Source organism: Actinotignum schaalii, from assembly GCF_028864145.1.
GTDB lineage: Bacteria > Actinomycetota > Actinomycetes > Actinomycetales > Actinomycetaceae > Actinotignum > Actinotignum schaalii_B.
Genome location: NZ_JARBHJ010000012.1, coordinates 1 through 17103 on the forward strand (window position 1 = coordinate 1; position 17103 = coordinate 17103).

General features: G+C 56.0%; 19 protein-coding genes. 17 read left to right on the forward strand and 2 right to left on the reverse strand.

Annotated features, from left to right (window positions below; translation table 11 throughout):
• Positions 1 to 96 precede the first annotated feature (96 nt).
• Complete coding sequence (locus tag PWJ82_RS03745) at positions 97 to 1266, reverse strand: hypothetical protein (RefSeq protein WP_274735410.1); 1170 nt, start codon at positions 1264 to 1266, stop codon at positions 97 to 99.
• Positions 1267 to 1828: 562 nt separating this feature from the next.
• Between PWJ82_RS03745 and PWJ82_RS03750 the strand changes: the two genes are divergently transcribed.
• The 9 genes from PWJ82_RS03750 (at position 1829) to PWJ82_RS03790 (ending at position 8732) form a co-directional block, all read left to right on the forward strand.
• Entirely contained in the window at positions 1829 to 2191 is a 363-nt protein-coding gene (locus PWJ82_RS03750) for a helix-turn-helix domain-containing protein (RefSeq protein WP_274735411.1), read from the forward strand.
• Positions 2191 to 2862 carry an ImmA/IrrE family metallo-endopeptidase gene (locus PWJ82_RS03755; RefSeq protein WP_274735413.1) on the forward strand — a complete coding sequence of 224 codons (672 nt, stop codon included), beginning with the start codon at positions 2191 to 2193 and terminating at the stop codon, positions 2860 to 2862. The genes PWJ82_RS03750 and PWJ82_RS03755 overlap by 1 nt, the downstream gene beginning before the upstream one ends.
• 410 nt (positions 2863 to 3272) lie before the next feature.
• On the forward strand, positions 3273 to 4022 hold the full coding sequence (locus tag PWJ82_RS03760; protein ID WP_274735415.1) for a sigma-70 family RNA polymerase sigma factor: 750 nt from the start codon (positions 3273 to 3275) through the stop codon (positions 4020 to 4022).
• Positions 4015 to 4266: a hypothetical protein gene (locus PWJ82_RS03765; protein ID WP_274735417.1), complete on the forward strand. Its 252-nt coding sequence runs from the start codon at positions 4015 to 4017 to the stop codon at positions 4264 to 4266. The genes PWJ82_RS03760 and PWJ82_RS03765 overlap by 8 nt, the downstream gene beginning before the upstream one ends.
• On the forward strand, positions 4263 to 4679 hold the full coding sequence (locus tag PWJ82_RS03770; protein ID WP_274735418.1) for a hypothetical protein: 417 nt from the start codon (positions 4263 to 4265) through the stop codon (positions 4677 to 4679). Before PWJ82_RS03765 ends, PWJ82_RS03770 begins: the two co-directional genes overlap by 4 nt.
• A complete protein-coding gene (locus PWJ82_RS03775; RefSeq protein WP_274735419.1) occupies positions 4672 to 5826 on the forward strand; it encodes a DUF2800 domain-containing protein in 1155 nt (384 codons plus the stop codon). The genes PWJ82_RS03770 and PWJ82_RS03775 overlap by 8 nt, the downstream gene beginning before the upstream one ends.
• Before the next feature lie 15 nt (positions 5827 to 5841).
• The gene (locus tag PWJ82_RS03780; protein ID WP_425536586.1) at positions 5842 to 6414 is read left to right on the forward strand and encodes a DUF2815 family protein; all 573 of its coding nucleotides are present in this window, start codon (positions 5842 to 5844) and stop codon (positions 6412 to 6414) included.
• Between the two features lie 21 nt (positions 6415 to 6435).
• The gene (locus PWJ82_RS03785; protein ID WP_274735420.1) at positions 6436 to 6672 is read left to right on the forward strand and encodes a hypothetical protein; all 237 of its coding nucleotides are present in this window, start codon (positions 6436 to 6438) and stop codon (positions 6670 to 6672) included.
• A 98-nt stretch (positions 6673 to 6770) separates the two neighbouring features.
• Positions 6771 to 8732 (forward strand): DNA polymerase, encoded by a 1962-nt coding sequence (locus PWJ82_RS03790; protein ID WP_274735421.1) that lies wholly within the window; start codon positions 6771 to 6773, stop codon positions 8730 to 8732.
• Here the strand turns inward: PWJ82_RS03790 and PWJ82_RS03795 are convergent.
• On the reverse strand, positions 8729 to 9697 hold the full coding sequence (locus PWJ82_RS03795) for an Abi family protein (protein WP_274735423.1): 969 nt from the start codon (positions 9695 to 9697) through the stop codon (positions 8729 to 8731). The two genes, PWJ82_RS03790 and PWJ82_RS03795, sit on opposite strands and share 4 nt — an antisense overlap.
• A 313-nt stretch (positions 9698 to 10010) precedes the next feature.
• On the opposite strand from PWJ82_RS03795, the gene PWJ82_RS03800 reads away from it, so the two are divergent.
• The 8 genes from PWJ82_RS03800 to PWJ82_RS03835 all read left to right on the forward strand — a co-directional run bounded on the left by PWJ82_RS03800 (position 10011) and on the right by PWJ82_RS03835 (position 17047).
• Positions 10011 to 10790, forward strand: a complete 780-nt coding sequence (locus PWJ82_RS03800; protein ID WP_274735425.1) for a phage antirepressor — start codon at positions 10011 to 10013, stop codon at positions 10788 to 10790.
• A 14-nt stretch (positions 10791 to 10804) separates the two neighbouring features.
• On the forward strand, positions 10805 to 11233 hold the full coding sequence (locus PWJ82_RS03805; RefSeq protein ID WP_425536587.1) for a DUF4406 domain-containing protein: 429 nt from the start codon (positions 10805 to 10807) through the stop codon (positions 11231 to 11233).
• Positions 11226 to 13718, forward strand: coding sequence for a virulence-associated E family protein (locus PWJ82_RS03810; RefSeq protein WP_274735427.1), 2493 nt, complete (start codon positions 11226 to 11228; stop codon positions 13716 to 13718). Before PWJ82_RS03805 ends, PWJ82_RS03810 begins: the two co-directional genes overlap by 8 nt.
• Positions 13719 to 13889: 171 nt before the next feature.
• The gene (locus tag PWJ82_RS03815) at positions 13890 to 14414 is read left to right on the forward strand and encodes a hypothetical protein (RefSeq protein WP_274735428.1); all 525 of its coding nucleotides are present in this window, start codon (positions 13890 to 13892) and stop codon (positions 14412 to 14414) included.
• A gap of 3 nt (positions 14415 to 14417) precedes the next feature.
• Positions 14418 to 14696 carry a VRR-NUC domain-containing protein gene (locus tag PWJ82_RS03820; RefSeq protein ID WP_274735429.1) on the forward strand — a complete coding sequence of 93 codons (279 nt, stop codon included), beginning with the start codon at positions 14418 to 14420 and terminating at the stop codon, positions 14694 to 14696.
• Positions 14677 to 16035 carry a DEAD/DEAH box helicase gene (locus tag PWJ82_RS03825; protein ID WP_274735431.1) on the forward strand — a complete coding sequence of 453 codons (1359 nt, stop codon included), beginning with the start codon at positions 14677 to 14679 and terminating at the stop codon, positions 16033 to 16035. Before PWJ82_RS03820 ends, PWJ82_RS03825 begins: the two co-directional genes overlap by 20 nt.
• 9 nt (positions 16036 to 16044) lie before the next feature.
• Positions 16045 to 16509: a hypothetical protein gene (locus PWJ82_RS03830; RefSeq protein WP_274735433.1), complete on the forward strand. Its 465-nt coding sequence runs from the start codon at positions 16045 to 16047 to the stop codon at positions 16507 to 16509.
• Positions 16510 to 16669: 160 nt separating this feature from the next.
• Positions 16670 to 17047 carry an HNH endonuclease gene (locus PWJ82_RS03835; RefSeq protein ID WP_274735434.1) on the forward strand — a complete coding sequence of 126 codons (378 nt, stop codon included), beginning with the start codon at positions 16670 to 16672 and terminating at the stop codon, positions 17045 to 17047.
• Positions 17048 to 17103: the final 56 nt, after the last annotated feature.

Here is a 17103-nt window from a genome sequence, read left to right on the forward strand (position 1 = left end):
TTCGAGGATAGGTAAGAGTTGATTCGAAAGGTACCCGCGATGGTCGCCTTTGTGCATGCCGACACGAGGATCACCGCGGGATACAGATACACCACACTAACGGACGCAACCGACTACATCTCCATCAGGCTTAACGAGAATGTTTCCAGGGTGAACGTCGCCTATAACCACTCCTTTCGAATGGATTATTTCAACGGCTCTTACTATCGCCTTAGAGAGAGCTAACGCCACGTTCTTATAAGCTTGTTTGGAGTCACGGCCAAGACCGACTGCGTTGAAAGGAAAACGCTCATTGCGCCAAGAGCTTAGAGATTGCGCTTCAATATATTCCAACTCTGCGTACTGATGTTCCCAGACGGTGAAAGTTCTGACGAACTTCGGTGCGCATCCTGTCCCTTCAAGGGCGATAAGAGCGCGAACTTCTTGCTCTTGATGAGCAATAGCGTCCCGACCATTAATGTCAAGACCGGCAAATGGTCTTGCTTCCTTAAGGATCGTGATGCTGTGTGGGCCTTTTCCAACCGCTTTATAGACCCCACCCCCATTAGAAAAATGTAGCGGTTTTAATTCCTTGTAATTATCTAATTCATTAGTGGTCAGGCTCTGATTGTATTGTCCGATCGCTTCCCCTACAACGCGGGGTATCTCAACATCTTTCGGAATAATAAATCGCGGGACACGCTCATCCTCAATCAGATGATCGTTAGCATCTGGAATTGCTGCGACTATCTGGTCTTGCTCGTCGGTGATAATTAGTGGAACAAATGCACCGTACCTAAAAAATATTGGCCCACTTCGGAATCGAACATCGCTTAAGATATAGGGTCCGGACCGGCCTTTTAGTAAGTTTTGGAGCTCCTCTACAATACGATTGAGCTCATCATTGTCTGATGGATAGATAGTAATGAACTTACCGCTTGATGCCCTCGACGCCTCCTTCACGTTGGAGCGTAAATGCTCTCGAGGTCCTGCAAGACATTTAAATGCAATCCGATTCAAGAAGCACCGGCTGCTTACTACCTGTAGGGTATCTAAGGCGTTTTCTGGAGTGGCAGAGATGTGCACTTTCCAGCCGTGGGTACGAAGCTTATGTATTATCGGAAAAAACACGCGCCAACCATCAGATTCGTAGCTAATCCAATCGGGCGGCAGGTTCATAATCGACGATAATTGGTCAGTATCATTCTGTAGACTTTGGGACGGTGCAGAGAAAAACGGCGATGAGGGGTCGCACCAGCGAATGTACCGATGAACTTCCTGAGCCATCATCTCACCTTCATATATCTTTGTTCTAGAGTAGTTGAAATCGACACCATTGTGTGATTTACGCTACCATTTCCCGATGGTTTGCGCAAGGTTTTGAGCGATGGGATACCTGTTCTAGGAGGAGTGAGGCACCCCTTCCATAGGGTTTTAAGGCGTGTTAGCTACGAAAACCTCTGGCTGTGACATCAATGCGCAGTAAGAAGCACACTATGAACGCGGCCTCTAGGCACTGTCAGGTTGTCACCACTAAGTCTGGTCCGCGTTGTAACAATCGGCTCTGTCTAGTCATACCGGAACCTCGCCGAGCCTGACGGCTGTAGGGCAGGAACCTCTTGTGGTGCGACTGTAGGCATCCTTAGCCAAACAGCTAGCGGAGTCGCATGGGAATGGTGCGTTCGTTAAGACGTCAAGATCGTCTATATGCGAGCCACTCTCTCTGGAGTGTACAAACGAATCGGATCGCCTTGCAGCTTTGCTACCACACGAATCAAGGTAGTTGCCCTACGATTCTTAGCGTGTTAGCATATGTGTGAACAGTATTGGAGGAGTTATGAATGACTGTGTGAAGTTTGGTGAGTTTGTGGCGGAACGCCGTAAGCAGCACGGTTACACGATGCGTAAGTTTGCTGACATGATTGGTGTGACTGCTCCGTATCTTAGTGATATTGAGAAGGGCCGGCGGGCTGCGCCTGATGGCAAGCTTGAGGAGATTGCGGCGGCGTTGCGGCTTAGCAGGGTCGAGCGGGAGCGGATGTTTGATCTTGCTGCGCTGACTCGTGACAATCAGGTTTCGGCAGACTTGACTGGTTACATCATGGATAGAGATCTTGCTCGCGTGGCTTTGCGGCGTGCTAAGGAGCGGGATCTTAGTGATTCGCAGTGGCGGAGCATTATTGACATTATCGAGGGGGAGGATCTTTGCTAGTGCGCACTCAACCCGAATTCCTTAGCAAAGGGGCGCTCGAATCTATCGCTGAGTACTTTCTTAGGGTCTACCGTGGTGACGGGCGTCTCGAGGATCGGATTCCGCTCGACATTGATGACTTCGCGGAATTTCACTTGCGGGCTACGATCGACTATCACCAGCTTTCTAGTGATGGCAGTGTTCTTGGCATGTCGGTCTTCCGAGAGCTTACCGTTCCGGCTGTCGGGGATGGGTCTTGCAAGGCCGATATGGTGTTTTCTGCGCGGACCATCGTGATTGACCATAAGGCTCTTAGTAAATCGCCAGAAAGCAGACTGCGGTTCACTATAGCGCACGAGTGTGCGCATCTGATACTCCACCATGACAGCGTTTTGGAGGACTCGCCGATGAGATGTTCTAGTAGGTCGAGCTATAGGGCGCTGACCACGGAGTCTGAAAACGCCCGCACTGATAGCTTCGATCGCGCAGAATATCAAGCCAATTATCTAGGCGCAGCGTTGCTGATGCCTCGCTCCACTTTTTCACGGGCCTACCGTGAGCTTGTTCCGGATGGGTGGTATGGGCTTGAGGAGCAGGAAAAACACAAGGTGGTTAGTGTCCTTGCTGACGCGTTTGAGACCTCTTTGCTGGCAACTAGTCTTCGGATCAAGAACCTCAAACTCGCCAGGTAACTCTAGGTGGCTGAGCTTGTGGTGTTTTTTTTAACCATTTAGTTAGCTAGTTAGCTAACTAAATAAGAGAGGGGGTGTTGATGCAGACCATCAAGAACTATGACGGGAAGACAATCTGTCGCGTGGAGTGTGACCACAGGCTTATTGAGATCGTCTATAAGGGCTGTCGGTCTTGGCTGTGGTTTGACGAGACTGGCCGTTTCTATCAAATCCATGAACCTCGGTCGCCGTTGAGGGGCTGACGCTTAAGCAGATAACTGAATACTGATTCATACAAGTTCGATCCGCAGAACCGCTAGACGGGCATGGATCACGCATCACCTCGTTTTCGAGGGGCGTGAACCTGCCCGTCTTGTCGTTTTTACTGACGGGCGGACTCCTGCGGATCCCAATCCGACAGGAGAACGCCAATGCGAAATCACAAGACCGAAACCCGCTCGCAGGGTTCACAACCGCTACTGACTATCCGCTTCAAGCACGAAGCTGATTGTGCTGGCAATAAGTCTGTTACTGAAATCTACACTCTGAAGGGTGAAGATCTAGCGGTCATGATCGAGACTGATCGCTGTGAGCGGGCAGTGCGGTCCGGGAGGTCTATCGCGGAGGTTGAGCCGCGTCATCCGCAGGCCATTCTTGACGATCTGTGGCGTGCGGAAGAGGCGAATGCTCACGAGACGCATCGTGGGGATCGAGGAAAAGCTAAGAAGAAATGCACCTGTGGCGCTGGCTGCGGTGAGCGTCGCGGGTGCCGTCTACCCAAAACCCATCCCTGGTCACTGGATCAGATGCTCGAGATCGACCGCGATCCTACTGCCTCTGAACGCACACCAGAAGATGCGGTTATAGCCAACGAGGAAGCCCAAGAACGTGCTTCGGATCTAGCAGCCATGCGCTCAGCGGTCGCTCAACTTAGTGACAAACACCAGCTTATCGTCAATCTCATGATCGATCAAGAAATGAGTCAAGCCGAGATAGCCCGACACCTAGGGGTAACGCGAGCGCGGGTGTCGCAACTGTTCCGAGAGGTGAAAACCGCAGTGATTGACGCTGTGCGACAGGCGGGGCTTAACAGTGGCGGGTCTGTCGGCAGTGGGGTGAAGGGAGTGGCCAGCCGGGCTACTTCCACCACCACAGAAAGGCAGGGGAAGAGTAATGACTAGTCATCGGCTCAAACTCCACATCGCCCAAGACATCCCAGAGGATCCCGGAATCGTAGCCACGAAGGCTATCCCTATTCGTGAACGACTATTACGCCTACTACTGGGTAAGCGCCGTCAGGTTACGCTCGTGGTTCCTGGCGATAGTGTCCGCCAGATCGATATCACCGAACACTTGGACAGCGACGATGATCTATTGGCTTTGGCTGACGCGGTCGGTGTCACTGGCAGGGGTGATGCGGCGTGAACATCACCACAGCGAATCGGCGTATTGCGGCACTGAACCAGATAGCTGAGGGCGTGGCGTTGCTCGCTCAAGTGATCGAGGAGGAAGCGTGGGAATTGCTTGAGGATCACGCTGGCGCGTCAGGTGTGCGTCCGCTTGCTGCCGCCCAACTGGTACAACCAGCGATCCAGCCAGCCGCCCCACCCTGGGACGACCAGCCAGAACCACAACCTGCTGATACTCCAAGTGCTCCCGAAGCCACTGCGGTGTCGTTGGAACAAGTGCGAGGTGTGCTCGCCCAGCTCTCGCAGGCGGGGCATACAGCGAAAGTGCGGGAGCTGATTCAGGCAGCTGGCGCGGAAAAGTTGTCCGAGGTTGATCCGGGTAAGTACGCCTGGTTGCTGGAGCGGGCGAAGGGGCTGTCTGATGCCTGACCAACATGCGATCCTGTCTGCGTCTGGTGCGCACCGGTGGCTTTCCTGCCCACCCTCGGCACGCTTGGAAGCCAGCCTGCCAGAATCCACGAGCCCAGCTGCGGAGCAAGGCACGGTTGCTCACGCGTTGGCGGAGTGGAAACTTAGGCGTGCCCTGCATGACGCGCCTACGACCAAGCCTGTCTCGGACTGGATTGATACCGAGATGGATCAACTCACTGACGACTACGTCGCCTTCATACAAGAACAATTGCGTGAGACCCGACGGGTATGTGGAGATCCGGTGGTGCTCATTGAGCAGCGCTTGGACTTTAGCCACATTGTCCCTGGTGGGTTTGGTACTGGGGACTGCGTGATCATCGCAGAACCCGCACTGCAGATCATCGATTTGAAGTATGGGCAAGGCGTCCTGGTAGACGCAGAGCACAACCCGCAGTTGATGCTCTACGCCCTCGGCGCGCTGCATGCCTTCGGGCCTCTGTATGCGATTGATGAGGTTGCGGTCACGATCTACCAGCCCCGCCGCTCCAACATCTCTACCTGGACTATCCCGGTCACTGACCTAGAGGCCTGGGCTGAAGAAACCGTCAAACCGCGTGCCGTGTTGGCGGCTAAAGGTGATGGTGACTTCGTATCTGGTGAGTGGTGCCGGTTTTGCAAACTCTCCGCTACTTGCAGGGCTCGCGCCCAAGCCAACCTAGCGCTTGCCAAGTTGGAGTTTGCCCCACCAGCCGAACTCACGGACACAGAAATCGCGGACGTGCTCGCCCGTCTCCCAGAACTAAAGGCGTGGGCCACTGACGTTGAGGCTCACGCGCTGTCATTAGCGGTGAATCAGGGCAAGCAATGGGCGGGTTTCAAGCTGGTCGAAGGCCGCAGCATCCGCAAATACATCGATGAAGCCAAAGTCGCTGAGGTGGCCCAGGCCGCCGGAATCACCGACATTTGGCAGCAAAGGCTCAAGACCATCACTGCGCTGGAAAAACAGCTAGGCAAGAAACGCTTCAACGAACTCTTCGCTGGCCTAGTGGTCAAACCCGCCGGCAAGCCTGCGCTGGTGCCCGAGACAGATAAGCGCCCAGCACTGAAAACCTGTGGGGCTGACACAGAGTTCAGCCCAATTACATCCACACCTAAGAACAAGTAAGAAAAGAGGAAACAAATGACTACGAACACTATGCAGAACCAGAATCCGACCCGTGTTGTCACCGGTGAAGTCCGGCTGTCTTACGCACACGTGTGGGAACCTAACTCCATCCAAGGAGGAAAACCCAAATACTCCGTCAGCTTGATCATTCCTAAAACCGACCGATCTACTATCAGCGCGATTGAACGTGCGATCGACGCCGCGATTGATGCTGGAGTCGGCAAGTTTGGTGGCAAGAAACCGAACAAGGCCGCGTTGAAGCTGCCGTTGCGTGATGGGGATATTGAACGAGATGACGACGCCTATCAAAACTCTATGTTTGTGAATGCTAACTCGATTACCGCACCCCAGATCGTGGATGAGAATGTCGCACCTATCCTGGACCGCTCCGAGGTCTACTCCGGCTGCTACGCCCGCGTGAGCCTGTCGTTCTACGCGTTCAACACCAACGGAAACAGGGGTATCGCCTGCGGGCTCGGCAACATCCAAAAGACCCGTGACGGCGAACCCCTGGGCGCAGGGCGCATCAGCGCTGAGTCTGACTTCGGACCAGCCATCAGTGCTGGCACGGATGACTTCTTGAACTAAGAGGTAAGGAGAACACAAGTTATGGATTGGTATCTTATCGCGCACTGTTTCCTAGCCGGCATGTTCGTGTGCTTGTGGTGGCAGATCAACGAACTAGTTACCGAAGAGATCGCCTACTGGATTCTGTCTCGCAAGCGCAGACGCGAACACCGACAGGTCGAAGAAAAACTCGCAGTCCTCAAGGCCGACCTTGAACGGCACAAGACCGAGCAAGCCACGCCGGACACTGTCACTGACAAGACCTGTGACGCTGACTAGCCCAGTAATCCCATTGTCCTGACCGGTTGCTGGGAGAAGACCATGTCCTTTGTGTGGAGCATGGTTTTCTCCCAGCACCCCTATGGAGTGTTTTGTTTATGAGAGAACTATTTATTGATCTCGAATCCTACAGCCCTGTCATCCTTGTTAAGTCCGGTGTATACCCGTATGCCGAACACGAAGCCTTCGACATCCTTTTGTTCGGTTACTCCATCGACAGTGCCCCGGTGGAAGTGGTGGACCTCGCCTCAGGAGAACAACTACCCGAAGACGTGCTAGCAGCCTTGGTGGATCCGGGTATGGTGAAGTGGGCGCACAACGCCACGTTCGAGCGCATCTGCCTGTCAGCGTGGCTGACCCGCCGCCATCCCGACTTGATGGATGGGCGGAAATATCTGGATCCGGCGCAGTGGCGATGCACCATGATCTGGAGTGCCTACTTGGGGTTGCCAATGAGCCTGGAACAAGCAGCCACCGTCCTGGATCTAGACGTGAAAAAAGACAATACCGGCAAGCGGTTAATTAAGCAGTTTTGCACACCAGCCACCCCCTCGACGCTCAACGGTGGAACTACCCGTAATCTTCCTGTTTCTGACCCGGCAGGCTGGCAGGAGTTCATTGCGTATAACCGCCGTGATGTGGAAGTCGAACTCGCCCTCCACCACCGACTCTCCCCCTTCCCGTTACCGGAGGCCGAGTGGGACGCGTACGCCCTCGACCAGCAGATTAACGACACCGGTGTCCTCCTCGATAGAACACTTGTGGATCGTGCGGTGAAATCCGATCGTCAGCACCGCAAAACGACTCTCGAGCGAGCGCAACAACTCACTGGGTTAGAGAACCCGAACAGCCCGATCCAGCTCAAAGAATGGCTTGCCTCTCACGGCTGCCCCATGCAAACCCTCACCAAAACAGAAGCCGCATCAGCCTTGGAGACCGCCACCGGCGAGGTCCGTGAAGCCCTCGAACTACGCGGAAAACTCGCAAAATCATCGGTGAAGAAGTATGAGGCGATGCAACACGCGCGCTGCCAGGACGGCAGGGCACGCGGCCTCATCCAGTTCTACGGCGCGGGCCGCACCGGCAGGTTTGCCGGAAGGCTTATCCAAGTCCAAAACCTGCCCCGCAACTACCTGCCCGACCTCACCCAAGCCAGAAGTCTCGTGCGAAATGGTGACTTTGAGGCGCTCGAGCTGCTCTATGACTCAGTGCCCGAAACACTTAGCCAGCTGATACGTACCGCGTTCATCCCCGCCAGCGAGTCTCAGTTTGTGGTAGCGGACTTTAGTGCGATCGAAGCGCGCGTGATTGCCTGGCTCGCCGGCGAAACCACCACCCTGGACGCGTTCCGCGACGGTAAGGATCTCTATTGTGAGACCGCGAGCCGGATGTTCGGCGTGCCAGTCGAAAAACACGGGACCAATAGCGGGCTGCGTCAGAAAGGCAAGATCGCAGTGCTCGCCTGCGGCTACGGCGGCTCCGTCGGCGCACTCACCGCCATGGGAGCACTGCGCATGGGGCTAACCGAGGCCGAGCTAAAGCCGATCGTGGATGCCTGGCGGGCAGCAAACCCCAACATTGTCCAGCTGTGGGCCGACATCAACACCGCTGCCATCGACACCATCACCACCCGCCAACCGATCCGGCTACGCAACCTCGTCTTCAGCCTCGAGTCCGGCATCCTCTTCATCCAGCTCCCATCCGGTAGACGGCTAGCGTATGTGCAACCAAGGTTGGGTGAGAACCGGTTCGGCGGAACCAGCATTATCTACGACGGCATCACAACCGGACGCAAATGGGGCACCCTCGAGACCTACGGCGGGAAGCTCACAGAGAACATTGTCCAAGCCACCGCCCGCGACCTCCTCATCCACGCCATGGCCAAGGTTGCTGATGCTGGGCACACAATCGTGATGCACGTCCACGACGAAATCATTGTTGAAACCACCACTGGCACCGTGGACGAGATCTGTGCCCTCATGAGCCAAACCCCACCCTGGGCTAAGAGCCTACCGCTAGAGGCCGACGGGTATGAATGCGCCTTCTACATGAAGGACTAGCTGCGCCAGAGTGGGAGCTCTTGCCAGTTCGAGGGGAATCCCATCTCCTTGAGGGTGTGGTTGCGTAATGGCAGGTACTCGGTTTCGATGAGGCGACGTACCTTGTGGGGCCAGGATGTGCCTGGGGAGATGGTTGTGAGCATGAATGCCATCACAAGTAGCGCCCCGTAGAGCCGATCGCTTTGCCCGCGAGGAAGAGACGAGAGTTTTTCAATAGTTAAGAACGCATTGGAGGAGGCGGGGGTAAGGTACCTGTTCCACACACGTCCGTGGTGTGCGCAGGTGTTTCGAAGAACAGTGAACTGTTCCAACCAGCGCGCCAGCGGGTCTTGATGGTAGTAGGCACGCTTCTGTTTCGCGTTCAAACACTCTGTGTCAACGGTGAATCCGTAACTTTCGGAAATGGCTCGCTGGTCATCAAGCAGCAAGCCGTCGTACAACTGGGATATGTCCGAGAAGTCGAGGACATCCGCGAGCACCCAAAATGGATAGTCGTCATATTTGGCCGCGTAGTGGGCAATGGCATGGTTGCGTTTACGCGCACGCTCAACTCGACCCTGAGCAGTGCGAAACCATGACGCATGGTCGAAGTCCTCACGGAAAAGCGAGGAGTCTTTGTAGGACAGTGTCCCTTTGGCGACAAGGAGTTCGCCGATACGGGCTCGCATGGCGACCTCGATCCGTTCCATTCCGTCGTGGATAAGGGTTCTCAACTTTCGATCAAACTCATAGAGAGCCGTAACCTGAGCGAAAGTTGTCCCCGGAATAAATTCATCTAGCCGCTTCGGCTGCCTTGGATCGTCTGGGATCGGAAGAATCCGATACGTGTACCAGTAGCCGGAGAGACGGTAGTAAGAAACACTGGCGAGCCACTGCCTAGCAAGGGACTCATCCACGTCCATGCCTCGCGACCGAAGGATCTCCAACTGCTGATCGAGCGTCGTCGGCTGTTTGACTGTACCCACGCGCTCACTTCTCCTTGGTGTAGATAGAAATCCAGCCCGTCTGCGACCCGATGGGTCGTAGCGGGCTGAACGATTACCTCAAGACTACCACAGTGAGAACGAAGAATTACTAGTCACACACAAAGGACAACACGACCCCCTAGTTGGCAACAGCAAGTACCACAGCCCCGCTCCGAGAACGGCAGGGGGTCAACGCCACATGGCTCTTCGCTGTCAGATGGCTTAACACTTTCACGTTGGTCGGCAGTGGGGTGAGGGCAATAGGTTCCATCACGGTGGTGGGCATTGAACGGCTCTCAGAAAGGAGCCTGTCATGGCTACTAGCACTGTACAAGCATTCACTAACGATATGTTCGGCACTATTCGTACCGTTGAGGAAACGGGAAAGGTCATGTTTTGTGGTCGTGATGTCGCGATCGCGTTGGGATATGAGAATCCGAGTAAGGCGATTCGTGACCATTGCAAGGGGGGTCCAAAACGTTACCCCCTTCAAACCCCTGGCGGCATCCAACATGCCAGGTTTATCACCGAGGGCGACCTCTACCGACTCATCGCCTCATCCAAGCTGCCGGTCGCAGCGCGGTTTGAGTCGTGGGTGTTCGACGAAGTCTTACCATCGATCCGCCGACACGGGGTGTATGCGATTGATGAGCTACTAGCTAACGATGAGTTCCTTGAACAAGCTATTGCTCAGCTGCGTGCGGAGCGCACTAAGCGTCTGGCTGCCGAGCAAGCGCTAGCAGAGGCTAAACCCAAGCTAACCTATTACGACCAAGTCCTCAAAGCTACTCGAGCAGTTGCGATAAGCCGCATCGCTAAGGATTACGGGATGAGCGCGCAGGAGTTCAATCAGCTCCTCGCTGATCTACACGTTCAATACAAGCGAGATGGACAATGGCTGCTCTACGCCGAACACGCCGGTCATGGTTACACCAAATCAGAAACAGGCACCGCCAAGAACGGCTACTTGTGGATGCACACCAAATGGACCCAGAAAGGCCGCCTGTTCATCTACGACCTGCTGAAAAACTCTCGTGGCCTGTTGCCGGTGATCGAACGCGAAGAACACGAACATGAAGGGCAGGACGAGTAATGGAGACGACTGTGATGGATGTGGGGATTGCGCGTAAGAACCGTGAGGGGTATGCGGACCCGACCATGTATGAAGCGTTGAAGCAAGTCCAGAAAGCCGAGTACGGATACCGGCCATTGGTTTATATCTGCTCACCCTACGCCGGGGATACCGAAACCAATATCGAGATCGCCCGAGAGTTTTGCGCAACAGCGGTTGCCCGGCGCGTAATCCCGCTGGCTCCGCACCTACTGTTCCCGCAGTTCATGGATGATACCGACCCGGACGCGCGGGAACTGCCGATGTTTTTCAACCGGGTTTTGTTGTCGAAGTGTGAGGCCGTGTGGGTTTATACGGCTCGCGTGTCGGTGGGGATGCGTGCCGAGATTGAGTGGGCACACCAACTGGAAATACCGGTGCGCTATTTCGGTGCTGGTTTTGAGGAGGTGAGTGTGGGTGCGTGAGTTGAAAATCTCCTATGGGCGCTCCCGGTTTGATACTGCGTGGCGTAACGCCACGGTCACGTGGGAAGACTTCGTGGGGAGGGTCTCTGCCACGGTGCGAACGCCTGAAACCCTCCAGGAGTTTTGCGCAATGCCGCGTGGGGAGCAAGACCGGGTTAAGGATGTGGGCGGGTTTGTTGCCGGGCACCTCGCCCACGGCAGGCGCAGGCGCGGGAACGTTCTAGCGCGCTCAATGATCACCCTCGACCTCGACACCCCACCTGCTGATGCCTGGTCGCACATCCAGCAGGCGCTGCGCGGGGTGGCGTGCCTGATGTATTCGACCCATAAACACCGCCCCGAAGCACCCCGCCTCCGGCTCGTGATCCCACTAGCGCGGGACGTGAGCGCTGAAGAATACGTGCCTCTAGCGCGGATGGCGGCGAAGCGGGTGGGGATTGATTGGTGTGATGATTCCACCTACGATCCCGAACGCCTCATGTACTGGCCCTCCACCGCCACTGGGGCCGAGTTTTTCCACGCTTCTCAGGACGGTGACTGGCTAGATCCAGATCAGTTGCTCGAGGCTTATGACGACTGGAGAGATGCTTCTACGTGGCCGACTTCAAGCCGGCAAAGCACGGTGAAACCGTATTCGGGCCGCAAGCTCGCAGACCCTAGAGGTAAGCAAGGCCTGGTAGGGGTGTTTTGCCGCACCTACCCCATGAGTGACGCCATCCCCATTTTCTTATCAAAGGTGTATGAGCCCACGGGGCATGAGAATCGGTTCACTTACCGGGCTGGGGAATCCACCGGCGGGCTGGTCGTTTTCGATGACCTATTCGCTTACAGTTTCCATGGTACTGACCCCGCCGGCGGCCACGCCCTGAACGCGTTCGACCTAGTGCGCATCCACCTCTACGGGCATTTAGATGCGGAAGCGAAAGCTGACACTCCACTCAACCGCCTGCCCTCATTCATGGCGATGAGTGAGCACACGGCAAGCGATGAACAAGTACGCCTAGCACTCGCTAGGGAGAGGCAGTCCCAGGCGGAAGCCGACTTCACCCCAACCAGAACCAGTGACGGCGGGTCGAGCGGGGATGGGTGGATGGCGGGCTTGGAGTATGACAAACGCTCCGGGACACTGAAAAACAACCTCCACAACCTCACCTTGATCCTCCAGCATGATCCGAAGCTCGCCGGGATCGTGTTCAACCAGCAGGCCGACAGTATGGAGATCACCGGTACAGTGCCGTGGCAGCACCCCTCAAGGTTTTGGAGAGACCAAGACGACGCCCAACTCGTGTGTTACATCGACGCCCACTACGGCACCTTCTCCCAGCGCAATTACGATATTGCGGTCACCAAAGTCGCAGACGACCGCTCCTACCACCCGATCCGCGACTACCTCGACGCCCTACCAGAATGGGACGGCACCGCGCGTGTGGACACCCTACTAGTGGACTACCTCGGGGCTGAGGACTCTGCCTACACCAGGGCGGTGACCCGCAAGACACTGTGTGCTGCGGTGAAGCGGGTGTGGGAGCCGGGATGCAAGTTCGACTCCATGCTCGTACTCAACGGCCCACAAGGCATCGGCAAATCCACCCTCATCGCCAAGCTAGCTGGCCAGTGGTTTTCCGACTCACTCAACCTGTCTGACACGAAGGACAAGACGGCGGCGGAAAAACTCCAAGGCTACTGGATCCTCGAGATCGGAGAGTTAGCGGGCCTACGCAAAACCGAGGTCGAAACCCTACGCTCCTTCCTGTCGAGGCAAAACGATATTTACCGGGCGGCGTTCGGCAGGCGCGCCACCCCACACCCCAGGCAGTGCGTGTTCTTTGGCACCACTAACGCCGAGAGCGGATACCTACGAGACACCACCGGTAACCGCAGGTTCTGGCCCGTCATCACACCCGGAACCGGGACTAAACACTCCTGGGACATCAGCCAGGCTGAGATCGACCAGGTATGGGCCGAAACCCTCACCTACGTCCATGCCGGTGAGGCCTTGCACCTGGATACCCAGGTGGCGCGCCTGGCTGAAGCCCACCAGCGAGCCGCGATGGAAACCGATGAACGTGAAGGACTCATCCACACCTACCTCGACACCCTCCTACCCGAGGACTGGGACGAGATGGACCTGTACGCCCGCCGTAACTACCTTGACGGGACCAGTGACTTCGGGCCGATCACTCAAACCGGAACCGTGCGACGGGTAATGGTGTCGAACATGGAGATCTGGTGCGAATGCTTCGGCAAGAACCGGGCAGATATCACTCCGATGGACTCCACCCGCATCCGCCAGGTCTTAATCAAATTCGGCTGGAAACGACACCGGAATAAGCGCCGCCTACCCTTATACGGGTCGCAATGGGTATACGTGCCCGAGCCTGATCCACAACCTGATCCACCACAAATCCTGGATCACCCCTGGAACACGCCTGTTCCAACCAGCCCCGCCGTGGAACACCCCAACGTGGAACTGGCACACCCCTAGACCACCAGCGGTTTCACCCTGCTTGTTCCACTGTTCCACAAAATACCTATAAGAGTTGAAAACAGAAGAAAACACTATACATACATCCCTATAAGGGATTTATAGGTAATAGGAAATCTGTGGAGCGTGGACCACACCGGGTGAAACCAGCCAATCGAAAGGCACTCACCCATGACCACACTTGTCAAAAACCGAAACAACGAAGCCTACCTGGCTCGCTGCCAGGCCACCCTCAAAACCTGGGGAGCACCCCTAGAAGGCTGGCAGTGCACCGACCTGATCGACTACTCCGGCCCAGACGGTTCGCTCTCCACCTGCGAGCTATGCGGCTGCACCAAAGTGCGGTTCATCCACGTCATGCACCACCCATTCTACTTCGACCCGGTCGAGGTCGGTTGCGTCTGTGCTGGCGTGATGGAAGGCGACGAACTGGCAGCTCGGGAGCGTGAACGCAAAGCCCGCAACCGCGCTCAACGCCGCACCACCTTCCTCAATAAGCCCTGGCGCACCCTGGCAAACGGCAACCAGATGCTCCGCCACAAAGGACAAAACGTCTTCATTAACCACACCACGCGCGGCAACTACAAGGTCCGGGTAGGAAACCAGGTCACCTGGCAATACAAAGGCAAACCCATCACCAGCCAGCTTGCCGCCACCTACGCAGCCTTCGACCTAATCGACCCCAAGGAGAACTAACCAATGCGAGAACACCACATTGAACAAGCACTCAAACAAGCAATCCAAGGACATGGTGGCTTGTGTTGGAAACTCACCTGCCCCGGCACCACAGGGGTCCCGGACCGCCTGTGCCTCAAGAACGGGCGCGCAGTGTTTGTTGAAGTCAAAGCCCCCGGCAAACAGCCCCGCCCCATCCAGGCCAGGCGCATCAGTCAGCTACGAGACCACGGCTTCACCGTCCTCGTCATCGACCAGGTCGACCAGATTGAGGGGGTGTTGGATGCGCTATCAGCCGCATAACTACCAAACCCAAGCCAAAGAATTCATTATTGACCATGATGAGGCCGCGATCTTCCTGGGCATGGGTTTAGGCAAGACGGTCATCACCCTCACCGCTGTCTGGGAACTCATGCTCGACTATTTCGAAGTCTCGCGCGTCCTGGTGGTCGCCCCATTGCGGGTCGCGCGTGATACCTGGCCCACAGAAGCCAAAAAGTGGGACCACCTCAACCACCTGACGGTAGCAGTCGCCGTCGGATCGAAAAACCAACGACTCGACGCCCTGGCTAGGCATGCGATGGTGACCGTGATCAACCGCGAAAACATCCCCTGGCTGGTGGGGTACTACGGGGATAGCTGGCCGTTTGACATGGTCATCATCGACGAGTTGTCCTCGTTTAAGAACCACCGAGCCAAACGCTTCACCACCCTGGTGAAGACCCGTCCACACGTTAAACGCTGGGTCGGGCTCACTGGGACACCAGCCAGTAATGGGTTGATGGATTTATGGGCCCAATTCCGACTCCTCGACGGGGGTGAGCGTCTCGGACGGTTCATCACTCGCTACCGCGATAGGTGGTTCACCCCCGATAAACGAAACGGGGCCCAGGTGTTCTCGCACAAGCCCCGGCCAGGTGCCGAGGACGAAATCTACCAAGCGATCACCGACATGACCCTGTCCAAGCGAACCACCGACCACCTGACCCTACCGGATCTAACGGTGACCACCACCGAGGTGACTCTAGGAGCGAAAGAGCGCGCCCTGTACGACCAGTTGAAAGCCGACCTGGTCGTCGATCTGGACGGGCAAATCATTGACGCGGCTAACGCAGCCTCCCTCTCGGGCAAGCTCTTGCAGCTCGCCTCTGGCGCGGTCTACGACGAAACCAGCCAGGTTGTTGAGGTCCATAGCGCGAAACTCGACGCACTCGAAGACCTCATCGAAGCCGCCAACGGACAGTCAGTTTTAGTGGCGTACTGGTACCGCCACGACTTAGAGCGCATCCAGGCTCGCTTTCCACAAGCCAAAGAACTCAAAACGGCAGCTGATATCGAGGCGTGGAACCGGGGTGACATCCCGCTTGGCCTGCTCCACCCCGCATCTGCGGGGCATGGGTTGAATCTGCAGGCCGGTGGGCACCTGCTCGTCTGGTTCTCCCTGACCTGGAGTCTGGAGCTGTATCAGCAAACCAACGCCCGTCTTTACCGGCAAGGCCAAACCCAGCCGGTAACGATCACTCACCTGGTCGCTGAAAAAACCCTCGATGAAGCAGTGCTTACAGCCTTAGACGCCAAGAACCTCACCCAGACCGCCTTGATCGAGGCAATCAAAACACAACTGGCAAACCACTCTAGATAAGGAGAATTCATGATGCATGTGATGACGAAATACTTAGATACCCGCAAGGCAGCAATCAGCGCCCTAGAGGACTACCCACTGATGGAACAAGCAGCCAGCCAAGACACGCAAGGTGAGGCAAACCAGCTACGCGAAGACCTCGCCAGCCCTACTAGCCCCAAAATAACTGGCATGCCCCGCTCACGCGATCCCCACGCTGGTGAACGCCGCATCGCTGCCACCCTCGACAAGATTGATCTGCTCGCAGCCCGTAGCCAACAAGCCCAAGAGTACCTGGACTGGTTCCTGCCAGCCTGGCAAGCACTCAACACCGATGACCAGTTCGTGTTGGAAAACTTCTTCCTCGGCCAAGGCAATCAAGACGAACGAGTCCAAATGATCGGTGACCACTTCTATATTGAACGAGACAGTGTCTACCGGCGAAAGAACCGAGCATTAGATCACCTGGCAGTAGCACTGTATGGCAGACGCTAACTTGCACCCATGCGTTAGCAAGTATCCGAACCCTGCTATGGAAATCGTTATTTAACCCTGAAATACTGTAGGCGGTTGAAAATATAGGAACGAACCCTCCGGCAAACAGTTATCACTGCCCGGAGGGTTTCGTCTTGGCCGACAAAGGACGGTGAGGCTGGTGCCAAGCAAACCCAAACGTCCCTGCTCTGCGCCTGGCTGTCCCGAACTAACCCGCGAAAGGTTCTGCCAGATTCACGCCAAAAAGGCAGACAAGAACTATCGCAGGTTTGAACGTGACCCGAGAATCAACAAGCGTTACGGTGCGCGCTGGCGCAAGATTCGTGCTGCTTACATCGCGCAGCATCCTTTGTGCGAAGACTGCCTGGACAAAGGACTAACCACCCCAGTTGCCGAAGTCCACCACGTCCTACCCTTAGACCATGGTGGCAGCCACGACTTTTCTAACCTGCGCAGCCTGTGTAAACCCTGCCACTCCAGGCAGAGCGCGTTAGACGGTGACAGATGGAGGCAAGCCCTTCAGGTCTACACCTACTAGATTTTTTGAAAAACGCGACATAACCACTGGCACTTCCCCACCCTAAAAATATCGAC